The 25238-nt window shown below is 44.6% G+C and carries 20 protein-coding genes; 12 read left to right on the forward strand and 8 right to left on the reverse strand.

Translation table 11 applies throughout. From position 1 onward, the window contains the following. Positions 1 to 36: 36 nt before the first annotated feature. The 7 genes from HMPREF9304_RS03355 to HMPREF9304_RS03385 form a co-directional block, all read right to left on the reverse strand. Entirely contained in the window at positions 37 to 1407 is a 1371-nt protein-coding gene (locus HMPREF9304_RS03355) for a HAMP domain-containing sensor histidine kinase (RefSeq protein WP_036926427.1), read from the reverse strand. After that, positions 1404 to 2108 (reverse strand): response regulator transcription factor, encoded by a 705-nt coding sequence (locus HMPREF9304_RS03360; protein ID WP_036926464.1) that lies wholly within the window; start codon positions 2106 to 2108, stop codon positions 1404 to 1406. Before HMPREF9304_RS03360 ends, HMPREF9304_RS03355 begins: the two co-directional genes overlap by 4 nt. Positions 2109 to 2243: 135 nt before the next feature. After that, positions 2244 to 3104, reverse strand: a complete 861-nt coding sequence (locus HMPREF9304_RS03365; RefSeq protein WP_036926466.1) for an OmpA family protein — start codon at positions 3102 to 3104, stop codon at positions 2244 to 2246. A 441-nt stretch (positions 3105 to 3545) separates the two neighbouring features. Beyond that, entirely contained in the window at positions 3546 to 4496 is a 951-nt protein-coding gene (locus HMPREF9304_RS03370; RefSeq protein ID WP_008123503.1) for a peptidoglycan DD-metalloendopeptidase family protein, read from the reverse strand. Positions 4497 to 4882: 386 nt separating this feature from the next. Beyond that, positions 4883 to 6985, reverse strand: coding sequence for an ATP-dependent DNA helicase RecG (gene recG / locus HMPREF9304_RS03375; RefSeq protein ID WP_036926429.1), 2103 nt, complete (start codon positions 6983 to 6985; stop codon positions 4883 to 4885). Next, positions 6982 to 7656, reverse strand: a complete 675-nt coding sequence (locus tag HMPREF9304_RS03380; protein ID WP_036926430.1) for a 2-C-methyl-D-erythritol 4-phosphate cytidylyltransferase — start codon at positions 7654 to 7656, stop codon at positions 6982 to 6984. The genes recG and HMPREF9304_RS03380 overlap by 4 nt, the downstream gene beginning before the upstream one ends. Positions 7657 to 7758: 102 nt before the next feature. Further along, the gene (locus tag HMPREF9304_RS03385) at positions 7759 to 8328 is read right to left on the reverse strand and encodes a DJ-1 family glyoxalase III (protein WP_036926467.1); all 570 of its coding nucleotides are present in this window, start codon (positions 8326 to 8328) and stop codon (positions 7759 to 7761) included. A gap of 738 nt (positions 8329 to 9066) precedes the next feature. Here HMPREF9304_RS03385 and HMPREF9304_RS03390 point away from each other — a divergent pair. The 7 genes from HMPREF9304_RS03390 (at position 9067) to HMPREF9304_RS03420 (ending at position 16648) form a co-directional block, all read left to right on the forward strand. After that, positions 9067 to 9954, forward strand: a complete 888-nt coding sequence (locus HMPREF9304_RS03390; protein WP_036926431.1) for an NAD kinase — start codon at positions 9067 to 9069, stop codon at positions 9952 to 9954. A 19-nt stretch (positions 9955 to 9973) separates the two neighbouring features. Beyond that, positions 9974 to 11644 carry an ABC transporter ATP-binding protein gene (locus tag HMPREF9304_RS03395; protein ID WP_036926433.1) on the forward strand — a complete coding sequence of 557 codons (1671 nt, stop codon included), beginning with the start codon at positions 9974 to 9976 and terminating at the stop codon, positions 11642 to 11644. A gap of 6 nt (positions 11645 to 11650) precedes the next feature. Beyond that, positions 11651 to 12205: a TlpA family protein disulfide reductase gene (locus HMPREF9304_RS03400; protein ID WP_036926434.1), complete on the forward strand. Its 555-nt coding sequence runs from the start codon at positions 11651 to 11653 to the stop codon at positions 12203 to 12205. After that, on the forward strand, positions 12202 to 12921 hold the full coding sequence (locus HMPREF9304_RS03405) for an ABC transporter ATP-binding protein (protein WP_036926436.1): 720 nt from the start codon (positions 12202 to 12204) through the stop codon (positions 12919 to 12921). Before HMPREF9304_RS03400 ends, HMPREF9304_RS03405 begins: the two co-directional genes overlap by 4 nt. A 19-nt stretch (positions 12922 to 12940) precedes the next feature. Continuing rightward, positions 12941 to 14203, forward strand: a complete 1263-nt coding sequence (locus HMPREF9304_RS03410; RefSeq protein ID WP_036926438.1) for an ABC transporter permease — start codon at positions 12941 to 12943, stop codon at positions 14201 to 14203. 3 nt (positions 14204 to 14206) lie between these two features. After that, positions 14207 to 15451, forward strand: a complete 1245-nt coding sequence (locus HMPREF9304_RS03415; protein WP_036926440.1) for an ABC transporter permease — start codon at positions 14207 to 14209, stop codon at positions 15449 to 15451. 93 nt (positions 15452 to 15544) lie between these two features. After that, positions 15545 to 16648, forward strand: a complete 1104-nt coding sequence (locus HMPREF9304_RS03420; protein WP_036926441.1) for an efflux RND transporter periplasmic adaptor subunit — start codon at positions 15545 to 15547, stop codon at positions 16646 to 16648. Between the two features lie 258 nt (positions 16649 to 16906). Here the strand turns inward: HMPREF9304_RS03420 and HMPREF9304_RS14635 are convergent, their stop codons facing one another. Further along, positions 16907 to 17098, reverse strand: coding sequence for a hypothetical protein (locus HMPREF9304_RS14635; protein WP_036926442.1), 192 nt, complete (start codon positions 17096 to 17098; stop codon positions 16907 to 16909). A 77-nt stretch (positions 17099 to 17175) separates the two neighbouring features. On the opposite strand from HMPREF9304_RS14635, the gene purL reads away from it, so the two are divergent. From purL to aspA, 5 genes are all read left to right on the forward strand, one after another. Beyond that, positions 17176 to 20880 (forward strand): phosphoribosylformylglycinamidine synthase, encoded by a 3705-nt coding sequence (gene purL, locus HMPREF9304_RS03430; protein WP_036926444.1) that lies wholly within the window; start codon positions 17176 to 17178, stop codon positions 20878 to 20880. A 113-nt stretch (positions 20881 to 20993) separates the two neighbouring features. Continuing rightward, positions 20994 to 21584, forward strand: coding sequence for a chromate transporter (locus HMPREF9304_RS03435; protein WP_036926447.1), 591 nt, complete (start codon positions 20994 to 20996; stop codon positions 21582 to 21584). A 1-nt stretch (position 21585) separates the two neighbouring features. Next, on the forward strand, positions 21586 to 22161 hold the full coding sequence (locus tag HMPREF9304_RS03440; RefSeq protein WP_036926449.1) for a chromate transporter: 576 nt from the start codon (positions 21586 to 21588) through the stop codon (positions 22159 to 22161). A gap of 370 nt (positions 22162 to 22531) precedes the next feature. Then, entirely contained in the window at positions 22532 to 23446 is a 915-nt protein-coding gene (locus HMPREF9304_RS03445; protein ID WP_036926451.1) for a DMT family transporter, read from the forward strand. Between the two features lie 294 nt (positions 23447 to 23740). Further along, the gene (gene aspA, locus HMPREF9304_RS03450) at positions 23741 to 25159 is read left to right on the forward strand and encodes an aspartate ammonia-lyase (protein WP_036926453.1); all 1419 of its coding nucleotides are present in this window, start codon (positions 23741 to 23743) and stop codon (positions 25157 to 25159) included. The last annotated feature ends 79 nt before the right edge of the window (positions 25160 to 25238 follow it).

Here is a 25238-nt window from a genome sequence, read left to right on the forward strand (position 1 = left end):
AAATTAGCTTTGCAAAGCTAATTTATAGAACCACTCTTAAACGTGCAAAAGTTTTACTATGAAGGTGGTGCCAGAGCCTCGTTGTGAGTGAACTGCTATCTCGCCCCCGTGTAGCAATATAATCTTTTGCGTAAGAGCCATGCCAATGCCGTGTCCCTCCACTATTTTCTCACCCTCCCCGCGATAAAACAGGTTAAACAAATTTCTCTTGTCAATGTCGGTCATACCCTTTCCGCTGTCAGACAGTCGAATGATAGACCATTCTTTCCAAAAGGATATTTGAACAGACGACAGCTTGTTATCCGAGTATTTGCAATTATTCTCTATGAGATTAGAGAAAGCGATACTAAGTAAGTAAGGGTTGGCGTTGACGGTAACGCAACGCTCATCGTCGCTGTCTTCTTCATCAAATATCAGTTCTATGCTATAATCGGGATGACTACGGAGTATGAGTGTTCTTACATCAAGTAGAATTTCATCAAGCCTAACCTCTTTCATGCTGATTTGCTCACGCTGATAGTCAGCCTTTGCCAAATTGAGCAATCCATCAATCAACCGGCTCATGCGCTTGGCGTCGTGCAAAACATTTTGCATTGCGTCTACATACTGCGGCTCAGTTCTGCGTTTTTGTAAAGCCACGTCCAGCTCAGTGGTTATGGCTGCCAATGGATTACGAAGCTCGTGGGCTACATTGCTGACAAACATTTTTTGTGCTTCAAACGACTTTTCCAGTCGTTCGAGCAAGGCATTAAATGCGATGGCCAGTTCTCCCAACTCATCGTTTGCACATTTGACAAACAAACGGCGGTCTATATGTTTGGCTGTAATGTTCTCAACTTCTTCCACGATTCTCCGTATGGGATTCAACGACAAGCGGGCAAGAAGATAACTCACCACAAAGAGCAGGCTCAACCCTATGAGAAACAACAGGAAGAGCGTTTTGCGCAACTCAACCAAGTTGGCGTATCCATAACCATCGTAGGCGGCGGCAGTAATGACGTATGGCTTTCCCTTGAAGCGATATATCATGCCAATGCTCTGATAAGCGCCCTCGTAAAAGGCTATTTGCTTCTGACGCAAAATGGCTCGTATCATGCCAGGTGTCTCTTTAACAATGTCGCTTTGTATGGCATCGTGGTAAAGCATCTTGAACTTCGGAGTATATACCGCCACCTCTACCTCGTCAATAAACTTACGGTTATTAAGGTAAATAGATTGCATGGTTCGGGCATCAGTCTGCCCCGCCAAGAACAAATGAGCCTTGGTTACAGCCTCACTCCGCAACTGCCTAAAGAAAGTCTCGCTACGCGCTTGTTCACTCAAGAGATAGACCATGGTCAGGCACAACAAGAATACGGTTGCCGTTATGGCAGTGTATTTTAAGGTAAGAGCAGTACGTATTTTCATAAAACTTGCTTATCGGTCAGCACGAAACCTATGCCTGGCTTGGTATGTATGAGCTTTACGGGAAAACTCCGGTCTATTTTTTTTCTTAGATAATTGATGTACACATCTATGAAATTAGTGCCGGTATCAAAATGAGTGCCCCATACCTTTTCCGCAATTTCTGTTCTTGGAATAATTCTATCGGAATGCAGCATCATGTATTTCAATAAGTTATATTCCTTAGGTGTTAGTTTTATGGCGACACCACCTCGTTTACATTCATGCAGATTAGGGTTTATTTGTAAGTCAGCATATACGATGTCAACCGCCTTCCCCTCATTTTCGTCTATCTGGCTGCTGTTGCGCTTCAACAATACCTTCATGCGCGCCACCAGTTCACGCAAGTCGAAAGGTTTTACCATGTAATCATCCGCACCCACGTCAAATCCCTCTAATTTATCATCAGTAGTACCCAAAGCGGTCAGCATGAGAATAGGAACATGTTTGTTTTTCGTCCGTATCTCCTTGCATAAATCAAATCCATCAAGTTTTGGAAGGATGATGTCGGATATTATCAATTTGAAGTCATACTTATTGAAGAGCTGCAAGCCCATCATTCCATCATAGGCCACCATTACCTCGTAGCCGTGTTCCTCAATGCCCACCTTCAGCAAATCTGCGACTCTTTGTTCATCTTCTACAATAAGTATTTGTGGTATCATCATATATCTTCTATCTATAGTTTCATAGATAATTTCAAAAAAACAGCCTTGTCTGATTTTGAATTTACAAGTAATAATAAACAATTCAAAATCAGGCAAGGCTATTCCTCTAACTAACCATACATCTACAATATATTATTGTTCTTTTGTCTGTGCAGGTGCTTCATTTATCAAGTCCATGAACTGATCAAGCTTCGGTGTGATGATAATTTGAGTACGACGATTACGCTGTCTACCCAACTCTGTATTATTGGATGTCAATGGATTGTACTCTCCACGTCCTCCAGCGGTCATACGTTTAGGATCCACACCATAGTTCTTTTGCAAGTATTGTACCACACTTGATGCACGGAGCGTAGACAAGTCCCAGTTGTTACGAATATTCTTCATCAACGGACTGTTTGGATTTACAGGAACATTATCGGTATTTCCCTCCACCAAAACGTCATACTCTTTATAATCCATGATGATTTTAGCAATCTTACTCAGAGTTTCTGCAGCTCGGTCGTTAATCTCATAAGAAGCGGTTTTATAAAGCATGTTATCAGCCAAGCTGATATAAACCACGCCCTTCAACACCTGAACATCTACCTCTTTCAGTTCTTCACGACTCAAGGAGCGGGTCAAATTGTTGGTTAAAACCATGTTCAGTGAATCAGATTTAGATTTCACCTCTACCAAGTGTCGAATATATTGGTTCGACTCATTAATTTGATCCACCAATTTAGAGATATTAATGCTGTTAGAATTTGTATTTAACAAACTCTTATCCAACGACTTCTGTAAAGAGGCATAATCACGTTTTTGCTGAGATAATTGTTCTTCCAAAGCCGTAACACGCGCCTGTGATGCTGCCAACTGCTCTTTCGCTGTCTGATAATTAGAAGTCAACTCACGATTTTCAGACTGACAGTTTTCCAAATCTTTCTTACTTGCACAACTCGAAACCAATAAAGCAGCAGCAAGCAAAGGGAATATTAATCCATGTTTCTTCATCATAATCAATTCGTTTTTAGTTAAATATTTTTCTTTCATGCGTCAATGCCCTCATTCATCACTTATTCAGTGAGTAGGCCTCTCTACATGATATTATTTGTGTACAAATATATAAATAAGATATCAAAATGTGTGAGATGTCAAAACAAATTATAAAAATTTAACCGCTTCAATCGCAATTTATTGTGCATTAACACGATAGATGTAAGTTCACTTGCCGTTGACTAACGCTCTTGTTAGACTTTATATAGAGAATTGTGGTACGTTTCTCATCAAACCTCTCTATTCAATCGAACTCATTTGAGCCCTTCTCTTATGTCTCTAATATAAAGTAAAACAGCCTATCCTTATTAGATAGACTGTTAGATTGATAATAATTCTAATATTTTACTCATCCAAACGTAGAGGATAAGATATCATTGAGTGAAGGTTCTAAGCCATTTACGAATATCTTAAAATTCGTCCAGGCTTAATTTTATCAGACTTACTTATATGGCTCAATCGACATATCTGCTCTACTGTTACGCCACGTTTACGCGCAATCGAGTTCAACGTCTCGCCAGCTTGTACCTTGTGGTACTGTACTTGTACGGTATTGAACGCTTCCACATCCTCACGTCTGCTCGCTACACCGCCCCGAACTTGGTCTGGTGTGTAACCTCCATTGCCAATTTTTCCACGTAAACGATTCGCTTCTGTCGATTCTCTTTGATAAGAATTGTTTCTAAAGGTGTAATAGTCTCCTGTCACATCTTGTGCACGGAAGTCAAATAACAAGGCGGGATTCAATGCGACTCCGCACAATCTCGTTTCAAAATGCAGGTGAGAGCCTGTACTTCTACCAGTATTTCCACCCAGTCCAATCACATCTCCAGCACGCACTTCTTGGTTCTCACTTACCAATTGTTTAGACAAGTGCCCATAAATCGTCTCTAATCCATTGCCATGACGAATGACAATATAATTTCCATAGCCTCGGGCTTCATAGCGTACTATACGCACCTTGCCACTAAACGCAGCTCGAATGGTGTCGCCAATATATACCTTTATATCCAAGCCTTTGTGCTGGCGTCCCCAACGAGTACCAAAATTACTGGTAATTACACGGCTCGGTGTGGGCATACAGAAATGCCTAAGGTCAATTCTAAAGCTATCGGGGAGTGCTGTCTGTCGATGGGCATAACGATTGTCCCATTCTTCATACAACTGAGCTGCTGGAGATTCCAGATTTTCTTTTTCGATAATATTGTGAAGTAAGAGTGTATCCACTGCTTTCATCTTCCTATCTACGGGTGCTTGTCTTGCCAATAAGTCTTGCGCAATGGTTGGTTGTGCGAATGCTGCAAGCAAAGTAATAAAAGCAAATGTCTTAATCTTATTCAGTAGTCTCATATACAAATTTGGGTTTAGGTCTCCTATGGAGGTTATTAAAAACCTTTTACAGATCTTCAAGACAAATCAATCAAATCCTCATGATTCTTAAAAATCTGTTGCAAAAATAGTCAATTTATTGCAATCTTGTTACAGTGTTAACAGATTTTATAGACGCTTTAACCAAAGTGTATCAATTACAAATGCCATAAAAATACGTATATACACCTCTGTCTTTTTCTCATTTTTGGATATTCTTCCTTGTTATATGGGTTTTATTGTTATAATTAAGCAATATTTATGCATATATTCTACTGTTCTTTTCTTGCAGCGTTTTATGAGCATTTTTGTTAAAAAGTGTATCTTTATTGTTGCTTTTTTCCACAAATTCACTGCAATTAATGTCGCTAAGAAATAGCAGCCCAGTTCACATTGCTTTTCCGTAGCTCGTTTAATCGATTCCACAGCATGCTGTATTGGCTCTTTTCACAGTGAGGATCATCATTGATAATCTTCTGTGCCTCATCACGCGCCAACTGAATCAGCTGCCCATCACGGGCAATGTCGGCAATCTTTAAGTCAAACGCAATTCCGCTTTGCTGCGTCCCTTCCAAATCTCCGGGCCCCCTAAGTTTTAGGTCTGCTTCGGCTATCTGAAAGCCATCGTTGGTCTGACACATGATGTCAATGCGTTTTCTTGTTTCCTGTGTGAGCTTGTGATTCGTTACCAAGATGCAATAACTCTGATCTGCACCGCGCCCCACACGTCCACGCAACTGATGCAACTGTGACAAACCAAACCGTTGTGCATCCAGAATAACCATTACAGAAGCATTGGGAACGTCCACCCCAACTTCGATCACAGTGGTGGCAACCAATATTTGGGTCTCTCCCTTACTAAACTTTTGCATCTCAAGGTCTTTCTCTTTCGGCTTCATCTTACCGTGTACCTTGCTCAATTTCATATCAGGAAAGATACTACACAGTGACTCATATCCCGCTTCAAGATTCTTCAGGTCTATTTTTTCGCTTTCTGTAATGAGAGGAAACACGATATAAACCTGCCTACCCTGCCGAATTTGTTGTCTTATACCTTGGTACAGACTGGTGAGTTGGTTGTCGTACTTATGAATAGTCTGTATTGGTTTCCGCCCAGGCGGCAATTCGTCGATGACACTCACATCCAAATCGCCATAAATCGTCATCGCCAATGTGCGAGGAATGGGTGTTGCTGTCATCACGAGTATATGGGGAGGCTGTTGACTTTTCCCCCACAATTTGGCACGTTGCGCCACACCGAAGCGATGTTGTTCATCCACCACCGCCAACCCTAAACGTGAAAACTGAACATTGTCCTCAATGACAGCATGCGTACCCACCAATATTTGCACCTCACCCGTGAGCAAACCGTTTAATATCTCCTCTCGCTTCTTGCCTTTCACTATCCCCGTGAGCAGCTCTATGCGCACGGGCATCTGTCTTAAAAACTTACGAATGGTGGCAAAATGTTGCTCGGCTAAAATCTCCGTGGGAGCCATCATACACGTCTGAAAACCATTCCCAATAGCGATGAGCATAGACATGAGTGCCACCAATGTTTTGCCCGACCCCACGTCTCCTTGCACTAAGCGATTCATTTGCTGTCCCGTAGCCATATCGTTGCGTATCTCGTGCATCACTCGCTTTTGTGCATTGGTGAGCTCGAAAGGCAAGTTGTTGTGATAGAAAAAATGGAATAACGAACCTACTTGTGTAAAAACATAGCCTCGATATTTGCGGCGTTGGTCGTGGGCATATCGCAAAATATTCAGTTGAACATAGAACAACTCCTCAAACTTTAACCTGACTTGGGCTCGTTGCACGTCCTCGAGACTTTTCGGATAATGAATCTTATGCAATGCCTCCGTGCGAGAAATCAAGTGTAAGGGTCCTATTATATAAGGTGGCAATGTTTCAGAAATGGTCTGCTCAGAGAGTTTCTCCACCAAAGTCTTGGTAAGTTTTTCAAGCGAGCGAGAGGTCAGCCCCATCTTTTTCATGCGTTCGGTGGTCATATAATATGGTTGCATGCCCATTTCTGAAAGCTGTACATCTGCCACCTTATCTATATCGGGATGTGCAAACTGGTAACGACCGCCATAAATGCTTGGTCGTCCGAAGACGATATATTCTTCGTTGACCTTATAAGTCTTATAGACATATTGCGCACCACGAAACCAAACCAAGTCTACCACACCAGTTCCATCGCCAAAATGTGCCACCACTCGCTTACGATGAGTGCCCATAGCAAACTCTTCAAAGCTCAGTATCTTGCCTTTCAATTGCACAAATGGCAAGTCGCCTCGCAATTCACCAATACGATAAATCCTACTTCGGTCTACATACTTGTAAGGATAATACTCTAACAGGTCACCCCACGTAGATATTTGGAGTTCTTTCTCCAAAATTTCCTTACGCTTTGGTCCCACGCCTGTAAGGTATTTGATGTCTTGACTGAGTATGCTGGTCATGTTTGTGGTATCAGTAGTTCTGCCAATTTGATATCAAACGGTGTGGTAATCTTGATGTTTTCTCGGTTGCCTTCTACCATTTCAACCGTTTGTCCCATTGCTTCCACCACCGAAGCATCATCGGTAAACGCCTCCTGCTCGGGCTGTGCAAACGCTTTTTTTAGCAATGCAATGTCGAACACTTGTGGCGTTTGCACGATGCGGTAATCACTGCGAAGCACGTTCTTGCCACTGCCGTCTGCGCTGATATGGCGTAACGTATCGGTCACAGGAAGCACAGGGATGGCTGCGCCACATTTTTGAGCAGTAAGATAACAACGGTTAATCACTTCTGTTGACACAAAAGGACGAACTCCATCATGGATACCCACCGTGCCACAGATCTCTTCTGGAATGACTGCCAAACCATTCTTCGCCGATTCAAAGCGCGATGCGCCACCATTCACTACGGTATGCCCCACATGAAAGCTATATTCATCGCATAATTGTCTCCAATACGCTTGCTGCGAATGAGGTAGCACCACAATAATTCCCATTTCAGCGTCATACTGATGAAACCGTTCAATGGTATGCATGAGTATCGGTTTCCCTCCCACAATTCTAAACTGCTTGGGGATGTCACCTCCCATCCGAAGTCCTTTGCCACCTGCTACAATGATGATAAATCGCATCTTGTTGGTGGACGAGGTGACGAGGTGACAAGTGGACGAGATGTCGCATGGATGTGTATTCGAGTACATGAGTGGACGAGTGAATGATAAGAAAAAGGCAAGTTACTTTGTTTCCATCAAGTGAGTAAACCGCATTTGCTTTTGTAAGTCTTTGGTTTCTGCCTCACCTACAAATCCTTTCAAGATTTCAAAAGCATATGGGAAAGTAGCAGCAGGACCTTCTCCTGTGATGATGTTGCCATCGACGGTGAACAATTCTGCCGTATAATCGGCACCTTCCATATACTTTTCAAAGCCTGGGTAACAGGTTGCTTTACGTCCCTTCAATAGTCCTAAACTTCCTAAGACCATAGGACCAGCGCAGATAGCACCAATCCGCTTGCCTTTGGCGTGATGTGCAAGCAAGGCTTCCCGTACACCTGCATGCTCATTCAGGTTGGTTGCACCAGGCATTCCACCCGGAAGTAAGAGCATATCTACATCATCAAAGTGAGGGATGTCTTCAAATTTCAAATCGGCTTGAATGGTAACACCATGCGAAGACGTCACCCATGTGTCGCCTGTAACGCTCACTGTCTTGATTTCTACACCTGCTCTACGCAAAATATCTACTGGGAGTAAGGCTTCTACTTCTTCGAAGCCTGTTGCTAAAAATTCATATACCTTTGCCATAGTTTTTTGTTTTGTGGGTTTAACGACCCGTTGGTTGATCGAAATATAAATAGGTTCTTTCTGCAAATATACTATTTTTTTACGATAAAATACATCTCTCGCTTATCAATTCAGAATGATTGACGCTGATTAACGTTGTTTACCAGATTCATTCCTCCACGCGAAAAAAGTTGACAAAACTCAGGTTTAAGAGGACTTATTTTTCGTTATTTCCCATGAAAGTCCTGAATTTGCCGAAAATTTAAGCAAAATATAAACTGCTTATTATCAACGGTTTACATTTTTATAGAAAACTGCAACAGCACTAACCCATTGGGTTAAGCGGCTTATCTCCATGCTTTAAGCCTGTTAAAGACATGTCATAAGGCATCTATGCGCATGGAATAGAACGCATAACTCATTGAGATAAGTTCAACAAAGGCAAAAAACAGGGCAAAAATTTGTTAGCAACATGATTTTTAGAGCTAAAAGATAGAAAACTCATCCCTTTTTAAGAGCCTTAAAATTGTCAATAAAAATGCTGTTTTTCGCTGTTTCCTCACTCAAAAACAAGACCAGTTCTTTTTATTGCTTTCATGATTTTTTCTTTATCTTCATACGCTTTTCATGGGTGGTTTTATTCAATTATCAATAATAATATGTACATTTGCAAGTAATTGCCCGATACGTTTCCGCCATTGTTTATCATGGCTTTGGGAACGTCACAAAGAAGACAACTTAACGATAGATGATCCATATATGTCTGAACCAAAACTAAGATTTGCCCTTTTTGGCAACGAATACCAGCCTGAGAAAACAGCTTTCTTCCTGCGAATTATCGAGGAGTTGCAGGCACACGGTGCTCACGTGAGCATTGATAGCACGTTTTACGACTTCTTATGTCAAGATGTTCATTTCAAATCGGAGACCGTACAGCGGTTTGAAGGACAAGACTTCGATGCCGATTTTGTAATTTCCGTGGGTGGAGACGGTACTTTTCTCAAGGCTGCCCGACGTGTGGGCATCAAACAAATTCCGCTGATAGGGGTGAACACCGGCAGACTCGGTTTTCTTGCCAACATTCTTCCGAGTGAGTTAAAGGAAGCCGTTGCTGATATTTACGCCCACCATTACGAGTTAGAAAGGCATTCGGTCATTCAATTAGAGACCAACGGAGAGCCCTTAGACATCAACCCTTATGCCCTCAACGACATTGCCATCCTGAAGCGTGACAATGCGGCGATGATTACCATCCGTGCTTGCGTGAACGATGACTACTTGGTAACCTACCAAGCCGATGGTCTTGTAATTGCGACACCTACGGGTAGTACGGCATACAACTTGTCAAATGGCGGCCCAATCATGGTGCCATCGACCAGCAATTTGTGTCTCACACCTGTGGCTCCGCATAGTCTGAACATCCGTCCTATCGTGATTAACGACAACAATGTCATTACCCTCACGGTAGAATCACGTTCGCACAACTTCCTCGCTGCCATTGACGGTCGCTCTACAAAGTTAGGTGAGCATACGCAACTGACTATTCGCAAAGCTCCTTTTGCAACCCTATTTGTCAAACGGTTTGGTCAACGTTACTTCTCAACCCTGCGTGAAAAGATGATGTGGGGGGCAGACACAAGGGGATAACACATAGACATAGCAGCTTATGAACATCCGACAATGGTTTAAGATTCCTACCCCCAAATATTCCGCCAAGATCATTTTCAAATGGCTTTGGCGTGCTTGGCGTGGCAATCAGTTGCAGGCTATCCTCAATGCCGCCATTGGTTTGCTCTCTGTTGTGGTGAGTTTAGCACAAGTGTGGGCAGTACAGCATGCCATTGACGTGGCGTCTGGACACGCGGAAGGGTCAATCTACTGGTCTGTAGGGGTGATGGCTTTGCTCGTTCTTTGCGGCTTCGCCCTGCGTATCTGTTCCATTTGGGTGCGCAACATCTTGGGCATCAAGGCGCAAAACCGTATGCAGCAACGCATGCTCGACCGTATTTTGCGGTCGGAATGGACGGGAAAAGAGTCGCATCATTCAGGCGATGTACTCAACAGATTGGAACAGGATGTTGGCACGGTGGTAAGTTTTCTAACCGAAACTATTCCTAATACCATTTCGGTAGTGGCAATGTTTGTGGGCGCTTTCCTGTATCTTTTCTCTATGGACAAAGTACTTGCCTTCGTCATCGTAGGCATTATTCCTGTGTTTGTGCTGTTAAGTAAGCTGTATATTGGACAGATGCGAAGGCTCACCCGACAAGTACGCGACTCGGATAGCAAGGTGCAAAGTGTGCTGCAAGAGACCATTCAGCACCGTATGCTCATCAAGACGTTAGAGAGCGACAGCATCATGGTAGATCGATTGGAAAGCACACAGAGCGAACTTCGGCATCGGGTGGTAAAGCGAACGGCATTTAGTGTGGTGTCAAACTTTATCCTGAACGCAGGATTCTCTGTGGGTTATCTCATCGCTTTCCTATGGGCAGCCTTGCGAATGGCTGACCAAACACTGACTTTCGGAGGCATGACGGCGTTCTTACAATTAGTAAATCGTATCCAAGGACCAGCGCGCGACCTCACTCGCTTGGCACCTGTGTTTGTCGGAGTCTTTACAGCAGCCGAGCGATTGATGGAACTCGAGGAGAATCCTTTGGAGGAACAAGGCGACCCTATCCCCCTGACAGCACCGTGTGGGGTACGCTTAGAACACATTACCTACGCATACGACGATGGCGACAGTAATGTGATTGAACAGTTAGATTTTGATTTTTACCCCAGTTCGTGCACGGCTGTCTTGGGCGAAACGGGCGCAGGAAAGACCACATTGATACGACTCATCTTGGCTCTGTTGCACCCCAATGAGGGGAAAGTCATTATATACAATCAACAAGAGCAAAAAGAATTATCGCCCTTGATGCGTTGCAACTTTGTGTATGTGCCACAGGGAAACACGCTGATGAGTGGTACCATTCGCGACAACCTGCGATTGGGCAAGCTCAACGCTACGGAAGAGGAAATAAAAGCGGCGTTGGAAATGAGTTGCGCCTCGTTTGTTATGGAGCTTCCTGATGGCTTAGACACCGTTTGTACGGAAGCAGGAGGCGGATTGAGCGAGGGACAGGCACAGCGTATCAGCATTGCCCGAGCCTTGTTGCGCAACCGTCCAATCATGCTGTTCGATGAGGCTACCAGTGCTTTAGACCCCGAGACGGAGCGACAGCTCTTACATAATATTCTCTCTAATCACGACAAAACCGTGATATTCATTACTCACAGACCTGCCGTAGTAGACTACTGCGACCAAACGTTACATCTACAAAAACAATAATTAATCATGAAAAGAATTGTATTTCTCACATTTTGCTTGTTTTGCACAGTTGCAACATTGTTGGCACAAGATGATGATGCCAAGTATGCCACACAGCTTTTAGAGGTTGGAACGACAGCACCAGCCCTTACACTGCCCACCATCAACGGCGAGACCTTATCGCTAAACGACTTCCGAGGGAAGTATGTGGTGTTGGAATTTTGGGCTTCTTGGTGTCCCGATTGTCGCAAAGTCACACCAAAAGTGGACGAGTTGGGGGCGAAATATGCCGAGCATGGCGTGGCTTTCATACACGTTTCGTTTGATACCAACAAAGAGGCATGGACCCAATACGTACAGCAAAACTGCAAAAACAAGCAAGCATACCATGTTTGCAACTTTGAGAAGATGAAAGAATCGAAAGTGGCAAAGGATTTTCAAATCAAGTGGATTCCCTCCTTCTATCTTATCTGTCCAGAGGGAAAGATTGTCATGAGAACGGTGATGGTGGAAAAAATCGAAAAAAAATTAGCCGAGCTGGTGCAACTTTCGAAACCATGCTGTCGTCTAAAAGCCAAATGATACATCTCAAAGACATCAACAAGACCTATTTTGGCGCACAGCCCCTGCACGTTCTCAAGGGCATCACGCTTGACATAGAGGAAGGCGAATTTGTCTCTATCATGGGCGCATCGGGCTCGGGGAAGTCTACCTTATTAAATATATTAGGCATCCTCGACAATTATGACAGTGGCGAATATGTGCTGTCGGGTACGCTCATCAAAGACCTGAGCGAAAGGCGTGCCGCCGAATACCGCAACAAGATGATTGGCTTCATCTTCCAGTCATTCAACCTCATCGGCTTCAAGACAGCGGTAGAAAACGTGGAATTGCCCTTGTTCTACCAAGGAGTAAGTCGCAAAACACGCCGTCAACAAGCGCAGGAGTATCTCGACAGACTGGGGTTAGCACAGTGGGCAGACCACTATCCTAACGAGATGTCGGGCGGACAGAAACAACGTGTCGCCATTGCCCGCGCGCTGATTACCAAACCACAGATTATCTTAGCCGACGAACCGACGGGAGCTTTGGACTCGAAAACCAGCGTGGAGGTGATGCAACTGCTCAAGTCGCTCAACCAAGACGAACACATGACCATTGTCGTGGTAACACACGAGAGCGGTGTCGCCAACGAGACAAACAAGATTATCCATATCAAGGACGGACTGATAGGACGCATTGAGGAGAATCTCGACCATAACTCAAGCCCATTCGGGACAGGAGGTATCATGAAATAATGCTTAAAACAAGTCGAACATGAGAGACATCTTAACAGAAATATGGGCCACCGCACGACGCAATAAACTGCGCACTACCCTCACTGGGTTTGCGGTAGCGTGGGGCATCTTCATGCTCATATTCCTGTTGGGAGCAGGCAATGGACTGATCAATGCCACGCAACAGAACTCAAATAGATATCTCAATACCTCCATGGTGATATTTGGCGGACAAACGTCAAAGGCACACAAAGGACTAAAAGAGGGGCGCAAGATAGAACTGAACGACCGTGACATGGAAATCACCCAAGACCGATTCAGCGACAATGTGGAAGAGGTGGGTGCCGAACTCGACCATGGCAACACCACTATGAGCCATGGAAAAGAGTACACTGCCGCCAACATCAGTGGTGTATATCCCAACGATTACATCATCAACAAGCGTGACATGATCTACGGGAGATTTATTAATAAGATAGATATCAGAGACCGCAGGAAGTCGATTGTTATCAGTGATGACATGGCGAAGGAGCTTTCACCCACGGGAAATGTAGAAGATATGCTGGGACAAATCGTGAGAATGGAAGACTTGGCGTTTCACATTGTGGGTATTTATCAAGTAGACAAGAGCATGATGGGTACCGATGCGTTCATCCCTTTCACCACCTATCGCACTATATATAATGTGGGTGACAAGACAGGCAACATCGTATTCTCATTCAAAGGCTTGGAGACAGAACAGCAAAACGAAGCTTTCGAGCAGCGTTACCGTGCTAATCTCAACGGCAATCACGGTGCTGCGCCCGATGATGAGGAGGCGGTTTGGATATGGAACCGATTCACGCAAGCCATGCAGATGAACACTGGAATGGGGATGTTGCGCACGGCATTATGGATAGTGGGCATCTTTACCCTGCTCAGTGGCATCGTCGGAGTTTCCAACATCATGCTCATCACGGTGAAAGAACGCACCCACGAGTTCGGTATTCGCAAGGCTATCGGTGCCACACCATGGTCTATTCTGCGACTCATCATCATTGAGAGCATCATTATCACCACCTTTTTCGGATACATCGGCATGGTGTTGGGCATTGCAGCCAATGAATACATGAATGCCACCATTGGCAACATGAAGGTTGATTCGGGCATGTTTACCACCACCATGTTTGTTAATCCCACCGTTGGACTTGACGTTTGTATCAACGCCACGCTACTGATGGTGGTGGCAGGCACTATCGCTGGACTCATTCCTGCACGCAAAGCGGCACACGTAAGACCCATTGAAGCACTAAGAGCAGAATAAGCCATGAAGTTTGACATCGACACATACAAAGAGATTATCGAGACACTCTCGCGCAACAAGAGCCGCTCTTTCCTCACTGGCTTTGGCGTTTTCTGGGGCATCTTCATGCTCATGGGACTCATCGGAGGTGGACAAGGGTTCAGAGAGTTGCTCAATCGAGTGTTCGAAGGCTTTGCTACCAACTCCTCAGTCATCTTCGCTCAACCCACTACCAAGCCATACGACGGCTATCGCAAGGGGCGACAATGGACATTAGAATATAAAGATGTGGAGCGTATCAAGGCGAACGTTCGCGACTTAGACATCGTTACACCGGGACTGTCGCAATGGGGTGGAAACGCTGTGTTTGGCGACAAGAAAAGCAACTGCAACATCAAAGGACTGATGGCGGATTACGCTAAGGTGGAAACGCCACACATGTACTACGGTAGATACCTCAACGAAATGGACATGCAGCAACGCAGAAAGGTGTGTATATTAGGCAAGAAAGTGTACAAGAACTTGTTTCCAGGCGGTGGAGACCCTTGCGGTCAGCTCATTAGGATAGACTCTATCTACTACAGTGTCGTAGGAGTAGACTATAGTGCAGGTAACATGCAAATCAATGGGTCGGCAGAAGAGAGCGTCGTCATACCGCTCCCACTGATGCAACAAGCCTACAATTTGGGGCAAACCGTTCACGTTATTTGTGTTACAGGGCGTCCTGGAGTTAAAATGAGCAAGGTAGCACAACCCATGAGGGATGTCATCGCCCGTGCACACCACATTGATCCGACCGACGAAAAGGGCATCACGGTGTTCAACACCGAAGTGATGTATGGCATGGTTGACAGTCTCTTTGCCGGTGTCAACTTCTTGGTATGGCTCGTAGGTATCGGCACTTTGCTGGCTGGAGCTATCGGTGTGTCCAACATCATGATGGTAACAGTACGCGAACGAACCACAGAAATTGGCATCAGGCGTGCCATTGGGGCTACGCCACGCACCATCTTGGGACAGATAATCGCAGAGAGCATCATCCTGATAGCGGTAGCTGGCATGAGTGGAATACTCTTTGCCGTCATCATTCTACAGCTGGCAGAGATGGGTACCACCACCGATGGCTTTACTGCTGCACACTTCCAAGTAAACTTCTGGACTGCCGTGGGCGCTGTCATCATGCTGTCTATCCTTGGCGTTTTGGCAGGATTGGCACCTGCACTGAGAGCCATGTCTATCAAACCTGTGGATGCCATGCGAGACGAATAACTCAAATAAGAAAACTCATTATAGAACCTATTCATGATACACACTGCCGACCGCAGAACGAGTTGCGCATTGTGAACCATACATTACACCATTATGAAAAAGAATATCAAATTTATCGTTGCAGGCGTTATCGCCCTCATCTTCATCGGAACATTTGTTTTCCTATGGTTCAAGTCACGCCCTCAACCCGAGGTTTACGACGAGTTTACCCCCAAGATGTCGAACCTGAAGAAGGTAACTGTCATCACTGGCAAGATTGAACCTCGCAACGAGGTGAACGTGAAGCCGCAGATTTCGGGTATCATCACCGAGATTATGAAAGAAGCGGGCGAGATGGTGCAGGCTGGAGAGATTATCGCAAAGGTAAAAGTGGTGCCTGATATGAACCAATTGTCGAACGCACAGTCACGCATTCGCTTGGCACAAATCAACGTGAAGCAAGCAAAAGTGAACTACGACCGTGAGAAGAAGCTCTACGACAAAGGATTAGTAGCAGGCGATGAGTACGACAAAATACGGCAAGCCTACCAACAATCGCAAGAGGAAGTGAAGGCTGCACAAGACAACTTAGAGGTGGTTCGCGACGGTGTGTCAAAGAATAATGCCAACACCAGCAGCACACTTATTCGCTCCACCATTAGCGGTTTGATTCTTGATGTACCCGTAAAAGTGGGCAACACGGTCATCTTGAGCAACACCTTCAACGACGGAACCACCATTGCCACGGTAGCCAACATGGGCGACCTTATCTTCCGAGGCAACATCGACGAGACAGAAGTGGGACAACTGTCTGTGGGCATGCCCATGAAAATTACTATCGGAGCCTTGCAGGACAACACCTTGCAGGCGTCTCTCGAATATGTTTCACCCAAAGCTGTTGAGCAAAACGGTGCCAACCAATTTGAGATAAAAGCCGCCATTCGTAACATCCAGGGCAAGAAGATACGCAGTGGATACAGTGCCAATGCCGAGATTGTACTGGCAAGTGCGCAAAACGTGTTGACTGTTCCAGAGAGTGCCATTGAGTTTAGTGGAAAACAAACCTATGTGTACATCGTCAAGGGAGATAAGGACAATAAGACTTACGAGCGTCGAAAGGTAGAAACAGGTATGAGCGACGGTCTGAACATCGAGATAAAAAGCGGCTTGAACAAGAACGAAAAGGTGCGCGGACCTAAGAAAGTGAAAGAAGACTAAACCGCTAAGTATCGCTAACGTTCGCATCCTACACATCTCTATACCCACCTTTTTGCTTTCATGAAAGGCGTGAACGCTTTTTATTTGCATCTCTATAAAAGGCAGATTCACACAGTAGCGCAATAATAATCAGTGCTTCTATGATGATACTTCTTTTATAAAATAAACTGTTTTATCTGGCAAAATAGGCTGTTTTACCCACCAAAACAGCCTATTTTGCTTCCTTATAAAATCCCTATAAGGCAAATATCAATCATTTTATTTTGTGCTGTCCGCAGTTTGCAGTATCTTTGCAGAAGATAGGCTTCGCCTTAACAAAGAAAGTAAACTTTCTCTGTCTTCGGCTTGCACTATCTTTGCAGAAGATAGGCTTCGCCTCAACAAAGAAAGTAAACTTTCTCTGTCTTCGGCTTGCACTATCTTTGCATCAAGGAGATAAATCATGCCCATCTACAAACTATTCTTGGGTGTAGATATTATCTTTTTCTTAAAAGACAAACATTCACCTTTATACTAATTTTACAGATATGATTCTTTTCTTTGAAACACCCCAAAAGAATATCATTGCAACGGAGATAAACCACCAACCTTGTCAAGAAGACATCGACAAACTGTGTTGGCTCTTTGGGCAAGCTACTTGCTTGGATGCAAAGCAGCTTGAGGGCTTCTTCGTAGGACCACGGCGCGAAATGATTACTCCATGGAGTACCAATGCCGTTGAGATTACTGAAAATATGAATCTAAGCGGCATTTTGCGTATTGAGGAATTCTTCCCTGTCCGCTCAAAAGAGGCGGAACATGACACGATGTTGCAAAGAATGTACGACGGATTGGGACAAGACATTTTTGAGGTGAATCACCAACCAGAGCCTATCAAGCTGGTTGAGAATCTGGAACAGTATAACGAGCAAGAGGGATTGGCACTCTCGCCTGAAGAGATGGCGTACCTGCACACCATAGAAAAGCAGAACGGAAGACCGCTCACCGACAGCGAAATATTCGGGTTTGCACAAATCAATTCTGAACACTGTCGGCATAAGATATTCGGTGGCATATTTATCATTGACGGTGAAGAAAAAGAATCGTCGCTCTTTGCCATGATTAAGCGTACCACCAAAGAGAATCCGGGGAAGATACTGTCTGCCTATAAGGACAATGTGGCTTTTGCACAAGGCCCCATGATAGAACAGTTTGCACCCGAAAATCAGGCGACTAGTGATTATTTCAAAGTAAAAGACATCGAGAGTGTCATCTCATTGAAAGCCGAAACACACAACTTCCCCACCACCGTAGAACCCTTTAACGGTGCTGCAACAGGAACAGGTGGAGAGATACGCGACCGCATGGGTGGTGGTGTAGGCTCTTGGCCATTAGCCGGAACTGCCGTTTACATGACAGCTTACCCTCGATTGCAAGGCGAAGCACGGTCATGGGAGAACATCCTGCCCGTGCGTAAATGGCTCTATCAATCGCCCGAACAAATACTCATCAAGGCTTCGAATGGTGCCAGCGACTTCGGAAACAAGTTCGGACAACCATTAATCTGCGGTTCGGTACTCACTTTTGAACACCAAGAAGACGACCAAAAGTTGGGTTACGACAAGGTAATTATGCTGGCTGGCGGTGTTGGTTACGGCAAAAAACGCGACTGCTTGAAGAAAGAACCGCAAAAAGGCAATAAGGTGGTAGTAGTTGGTGGCGACAACTACCGTATCGGACTGGGTGGCGGAAGCGTGTCATCCGTTGATACAGGACGTTATACCAGTGGTGTAGAACTGAACGCTATACAGCGTGCTAACCCCGAAATGCAAAAGCGTGCCTACAACTTGGTAAGGGCTTTGGTGGAAGAAGAAAGCAACCCAGTGGTATCTATCCATGACCATGGTAGTGCTGGACACCTGAACTGCTTGTCCGAATTGGTAGAAGACTGCGGTGGAGAGATTGACATGACCAAGCTGCCGATTGGTGATAAGACGCTCAGTGCCAAGGAAATCATTGCCAACGAGAGTCAGGAACGCATGGGACTGCTCATTGACGAGCAACATCTTGACCACGTAAAGGCGATTGCCGAACGTGAGCGTGCACCGCTCTACGTGGTAGGTGAGACCACTGGCGACGCTCACTTCTCATTCGTACAAGGGGATGGAAAGAAACCGTTTGACTTGGATGTGGCACAAATGTTTGGACATTCGCCCAAGACCATTATGAAAGATGAGACGGTAGAACGCCATTACGAAAACGCCACCTATAGCCAAGACCAAATAGATAGCTATCTTGACAAAGTGCTACAATTAGAAGCTGTAGCTTGTAAAGACTGGCTCACCAACAAGGTGGACCGCTCTGTAACAGGAAGAATAGCACGCCAACAATGTCAAGGCAAGATACAATTGCCTCTCTCCGACTGTGGTGTCGTGGCTTTAGACTATCGTGGCAAGAAAGGTATTGCAACAGCGATAGGACATGCGCCACAAGCAGGATTGGCTTCGCCACAAGCAGGAAGTGTGCTCAGTGTGGCAGAGGCACTCACCAATATTGTGTGGGCTCCGCTCACAGATGGGCTGGAAGGCATCTCGCTATCAGCCAACTGGATGTGGCCTTGTCGCTCACAAAAGGGCGAAGATGCACGCCTGTATGCTGCTGTCGAGGCGTTGAGCGACTTCTGTTGCTCGCTCCACATCAACGTACCCACAGGAAAAGACTCGCTTTCACTCACTCAAAAATATCCTAATGGCGAGAAAATCATCTCTCCGGGAACCGTCATTGTCAGCGCAGGAGGTGAAGTGGAAGATGTGAAAAAAGTAGTTTCACCAGTATTAGTGAACGATAAGAACTCATCACTCTACTACATAGATTTCTCTTTCGACGACCAACGGTTGGGCGGAAGTGCCTTTGCGCAAACCTTAGGAAAAGTGGGGAGTGACGTTCCGACGGTGAAAAACCCAGAGTATTTCGCCGATTGTTTTGAAGCAGTTCAAGCCTTAATCAAGAAAGGTTGGGTGATGGCAGGCCATGACATTAGTGCTGGTGGCTTGATTACCACCCTCTTAGAAATGACATTTGCCAATCCTGACGGAGGCATCCACGTAAATCTTTACGATTTTGCAGAAGATAATGTGGTGAAAACCCTATTTGCAGAAAATCCGGGTGTCATCATTCAGGTATCCGACACGCACAAACAAGCATTGCGCGAATACTTAGAAGCCGAAGGTATTGGATATGCCAAGATTGGCTACCCTACCCCCAAAGTACGCCAGCTCGTGATAAAGAAAGGAGAATGGGAACACGAATTCGAGATTGATGCATTGCGTGACACATGGTATCAGACATCTTATCTGCTGGACAAACGACAGAGCATGAATGGAAAAGCAGACGAACGCCGACAGAACTATTGGCAACAACCCGTTGAGTGGCACTTCAAAGAGGAGTTTACAGGCAAGCTCTCTCAATACCAGCTGGATGCCAATCGTCGCTCCACATCAGGAATTAAAGCCGCCATTATCCGAGAGAAAGGCACCAATGGCGAACGCGAAATGGCTTATGCTTTATACTTAGCAGGCTTTGACGTGAAAGATGTGATGATGACCGACTTGATATCTGGTCGGGAAACACTGGAAGATATCCATATGATTGTATTCTGTGGAGGTTTTTCAAACAGTGATGTGTTGGGCTCTGCAAAAGGTTGGGCAGGCGCATTCCTATACAATCCAAAAGCGAAAGAAGCGCTTGATAAGTTCTATGCTCGCAAGGATACGCTCTCATTAGGTATCTGTAACGGTTGCCAATTGATGGTGGAGCTGAACTTGATTAACCCTGAACTTCAACGACACACACGCATGTTGCACAACGACTCACAAAAGTTTGAGAGTGCATTCTTAAGTTTGTCTATTCCAGAGAATAACAGTGTGATGCTTGGTAGCCTCGCTCATAGCAAATTGGGTATTTGGGTAGCGCATGGAGAAGGGAAGTTTAGCTTGCCAGAGTCAGAAGACAAGTATCATATTGTTGCAAAATACAACTACAGTGAATATCCCGGAAATCCAAATGGCAGCGACTACAGTGTAGCTGGCATCTGTTCTGCGGATGGACGTCATTTGGCAATGATGCCCCACTTAGAACGTGCTATCTTCCCTTGGCAAACAGCTTATTATCCGCACAAGCATCACTGCGATGAAGTGACCCCATGGATAGAGGCGTTTGTAAATGCGAGAAAGTGGATAGAAGGAGAAGTATAGTTGACGAGTAGACAAGTTGACAAGTTGACGAGTAAACGAGTTCACAAGTTGACAAGTTAACGAGTTGAAAAAAAGGTATTCATTAGTAAGGAGACTATCACCATTCACAGCGCATGGGCAATCATATCAAAATACCCAACACGGCAGAGACATCAGAGGATAACTACCGCTGGACGACGCTCTTTAAGACTTTCTTCAAGATAGGAGCGTTTACCCTTGGTGGTGGCTATGCCATGATTCCCATTATCGAAACAGAGGTAGTGGAGAAGCATCATTGGATAGAGAAAGATGAGTTCCTCGACCTCATTGCCGTTGCACAGAGCTGTCCAGGTGTGTTTGCTATCAACATCAGCACCTTTGTTGGCTATAAGTTACGAGGCACACCCGGAGCCATTTGTACGGCTACAGGGACGGCATTGCCGTCTTTTCTCATCATTTTGCTGATTGCGATGTTCTTTCATAGTTTTATGGACGTGCCTTGGATAGCAGCCATGTTCAATGGCATTCGACCTGCGGTTGTCGCCTTGATAGCCGTACCCACCTTCAACTTAGCAAAGAGTGCGAAGATATCGTTAGTCAACTGTTGGATACCCGTTATTTCTGCGCTGCTGATATGGGCGGTTGGAGTCAACCCTATTTTTATTATCATAGCTGCAGCGGCAGGTGGCTATATTTACGGACAGTTTATCAAGCCTACTGAGTAATATGATTTATCTCTATCTCTTCTTTACCTTTTTCCAAATAGGTTTGTTTGGTTTTGGTGGTGGTTACGGCATGCTGTCGCTCATACAAACAGAGACAGTGATACAACACCACTGGTTGACAAGTGCGGAGTTTACCAACATTGTGGCTATCAGTCAGATGACACCTGGTCCCATAGGCATCAACTCTGCCACCTATTGTGGCTATGCTGCGGTTCACAATGCAGGATATGGCATGTGGATGTCGGTTTTAGGCTCGGTTGTTGCCACCACAGCCTTGGTGCTACCTTCCCTTGTCCTCATGATACTCATTAGCAAGATGTTTATGAAATATATGAATACAGAACCAGTGCAAAATATCTTTAGCGGCCTAAGACCTGCTGTTGTTGGTCTCTTGGCTGCTGCTACCCTACTGCTGATGAATGAGGAAAACTTTGGCTCAATGGTGAGAAATCCATGGCAGTTTTGGATTAGTATTGCCTTATTCATCGCAACATTTATAGGAACGAAATATATCAAAATTAATCCTATCCGAATGATTTGCTATGCGGCATTCGCAGGGTTGATGTTGTTGTATTGAATGTTTATAAGTTGACGAGTTGACGAGTTAACAAGTTGACAAGTTAATAGCATTATTTAGTTGACGAGTTCACAAGTTGACGAGTTAACAAGTTAATAGCTGTCAACTCGTCAACTAAACCAACTAAATCAACTATCAACTTGTCAACTCGTAAACTTGTCAACTCGTCAACTAAACCAACTAAATCAACTAAATCAACTATCAACTTGTCAACTCGTCAACTTGTCAACTCGTCAACTAAACCAACTAAACCAACTATCACCTTGTCAACTCGTAAACTTGTCAACTCGTCAACTAAACCAACTAAATCAACTATCACCTTGTTAACTCGTAAACTTGTCAACTCGTCAACTAAAAAAAAGAATCTCCAATGAACAAAATACATGGTTTTGTAGGAGCCATCACCTCTGCAACAGCGTTTGGGCTTATACCACTCTTTAGTATTCCAGTATTAGCAACGGGCATGCCCTCCACCGCAGTATTGGTGTATCGCTTTGCTTTTGCTTGTCTCATTATGCTTGTTGTGCTGATGTACCAACGGCAAAGTCTGCACCTTCGCTTTGGCGAATCGCTCCGCCTTATGCTGCTATCCACTATGTATACCGGGTCGGCAGTTTTCCTTATCGAGGGCTATCGTTATCTGTCCAGCGGCATCGCAACCGTTATTATGTTTTCATATCCTGTGTGGACTGCTCTGTTAATGATGATTTTTAGGGGTGAAAAGGCATCGGGTACTACCTTTTTAGCCATTGGACTGGCAGTGGCAGGGGTATGTTTCTTATCAGGAATAGAGAACGGTGTTGGCAACATCTCTGTTTTGGGAATCTGCTTAGAGCTTCTGTCAGGACTATCGTACGCTATTTATATGGTTGCCTACCCTACAATGAAAATACGCACCATACCCACCATAAAAGTAAACTTTTATATTTTCTTCTTCACGATGCTGCTGCTCATGTTATACGCCATATTCACCTCAGGTAGGTTGCCAGCCATTCATACGGGTACGGTCCTGCTCAACCTCTTCTTATTGGGCTTGCTTCCAACAGTAGTAAGCAACATCACCCTCATCTTGTCGCTGAAGAGTATTGGCAGCACCTTGGTGGCAATACTCGGTGCCTTCGAACCACTAACGGCGATGTGTATCGGCATTATGGTCTTTGGCGAGCCGTTTACGGTACACATAGCCATCGGATTTGTGTTGATATTGATTGCCGTAGCAGTGTTAATCCTTAAAAATGCACACCATAAGACAAAAGCAGAAAAAGATACTGTCTCTTCAATTTGAAAAAACACCATAAAATAAGACGTAAACAAGAGCGCATGTCAAATATTATATCTATATTTGCGAAAGGAAATAATGAGGCGTACAAACCATTTTGCAAAACCGTCATATTAACAACTATTTATATCATCTGAAAAAGAAGATTATAAAAAAGGAAAGGCGATATTTCAAAAATATCAATTGATGAAAAACATCCTGATTATCATTCTGTCATCACGACAAATTCAGAATCTATCTCAATATCGCATAAAGAAAAAAAATATCACCATATAAAATGTTAACGAAAAAAAATACACAATGGAAAAAGACCAAGATTACAGAGTAGAAAGTGATTTGTTAGGAGAATTACAAGTTCCTACAAATGCGTATTATGGCGTGCAAACTCAGCGCGCTATTAACAATTACAAGATATCAACAGGAAAGATGAGCGACTATCCCGACTTTGTTATCTCGATAGCCTATGTCAAGAAGGCTGCTGCTAAAGCCAATGCAGAGGCAGACTTCTTAGATACACACATTGCAGAAGCCATTTGCAAAGCCTGCGATGACATTATTGAAGGAAAGTTGCAAGATCAATTCCCTGTAGATATGGTTCAGGGTGGTGCTGGTACTTCGGTGAACATGAATGCCAATGAAGTGATTGCCAACCGTGCATTGGAAATCATGGGGTATAAAAAAGGGGATTATGCGCATTGCTACCCTAACGACCATGTGAACTGTGGACAGTCTACCAATGACGCTTATCCCACTGCACTACGCTATGCCGTGTATCGAATGAATAAGACGTTGGTGGAGAGTCTTCGCCACCTTGTAGACACGTTCAACAGCAAAGCCGATGAATACAAAGACGCTGTGAAAATGGGACGTACACAGTTACAAGACGCAGTGCCTATGACTTCAGGGCAAGAGTTTAAGGCCTTTGCACACAGCTTAGAGCAAGAAATAGACTTCCTAAACGAAAACGCCAAGCGCCTTTTGACTATCAACATGGGAGCAACTGCCATTGGTACAGGTATTAACGCAGCACCAGGATACGACAAGTTGGTGACCAAGTATTTGGCAGAATACACAAAAGAGGACTTTAAGGAAGCAGGCGATATGATTGCTGCCACACCCGACACAGCCGATTATGTGAGCTATTCAGGTGCTATGAAACGATTGGCTGTCAAGTTATCAAAGATTTGTAACGACTTGCGATTGATGGCATCGGGTCCTCGTTGTGGTCTACACGAAATTAACTTGCCTCCTATGGCTCCAGGCTCTTCCATTATGCCAGGCAAGGTGAATCCTGTGATTCCAGAAGTAACCAATCAAGTTTGCTTCAAGGTCATTGGTAACGATACAACCATCACCATAGCAGCAGAGGCTGGACAGTTACAACTCAATGTGATGGAGCCTATTATTGTGCAATGTCTGTTTGAAAGCTCACAGTGGCTGAACAATGCCATGAATACATTGGCTGATAAATGTGTGAAAGGTATTACCATTAACACCCAGCACAATCTTGATGTGGTGAACCATTCCATTGGAATTGTTACCGCATTGAATCCTTACATTGGTTACAAGAACAGTACCAAAGTGGCTAAGGAAGCTTTAGAAACAGGCAAGAGCTTGCACGAGATTGTAGTGGAAAAAGGATTCTTGTCCAAAGAAGAGGTAGACAAAATTCTCGATCCCAAAGGTATGCTCAACGTACACAAGAAGATAGAAGTATAACAGGGTAATCCGACACCTCTTTTGAATCGGGTAGGAGGTAAATGTTATTCATAAAAGGCATTTACCTCCTACTTTCACA

Source organism: Hoylesella timonensis S9-PR14, from assembly GCF_000762405.1.
GTDB classification, from domain to species: domain Bacteria; phylum Bacteroidota; class Bacteroidia; order Bacteroidales; family Bacteroidaceae; genus Prevotella; species Prevotella timonensis_A.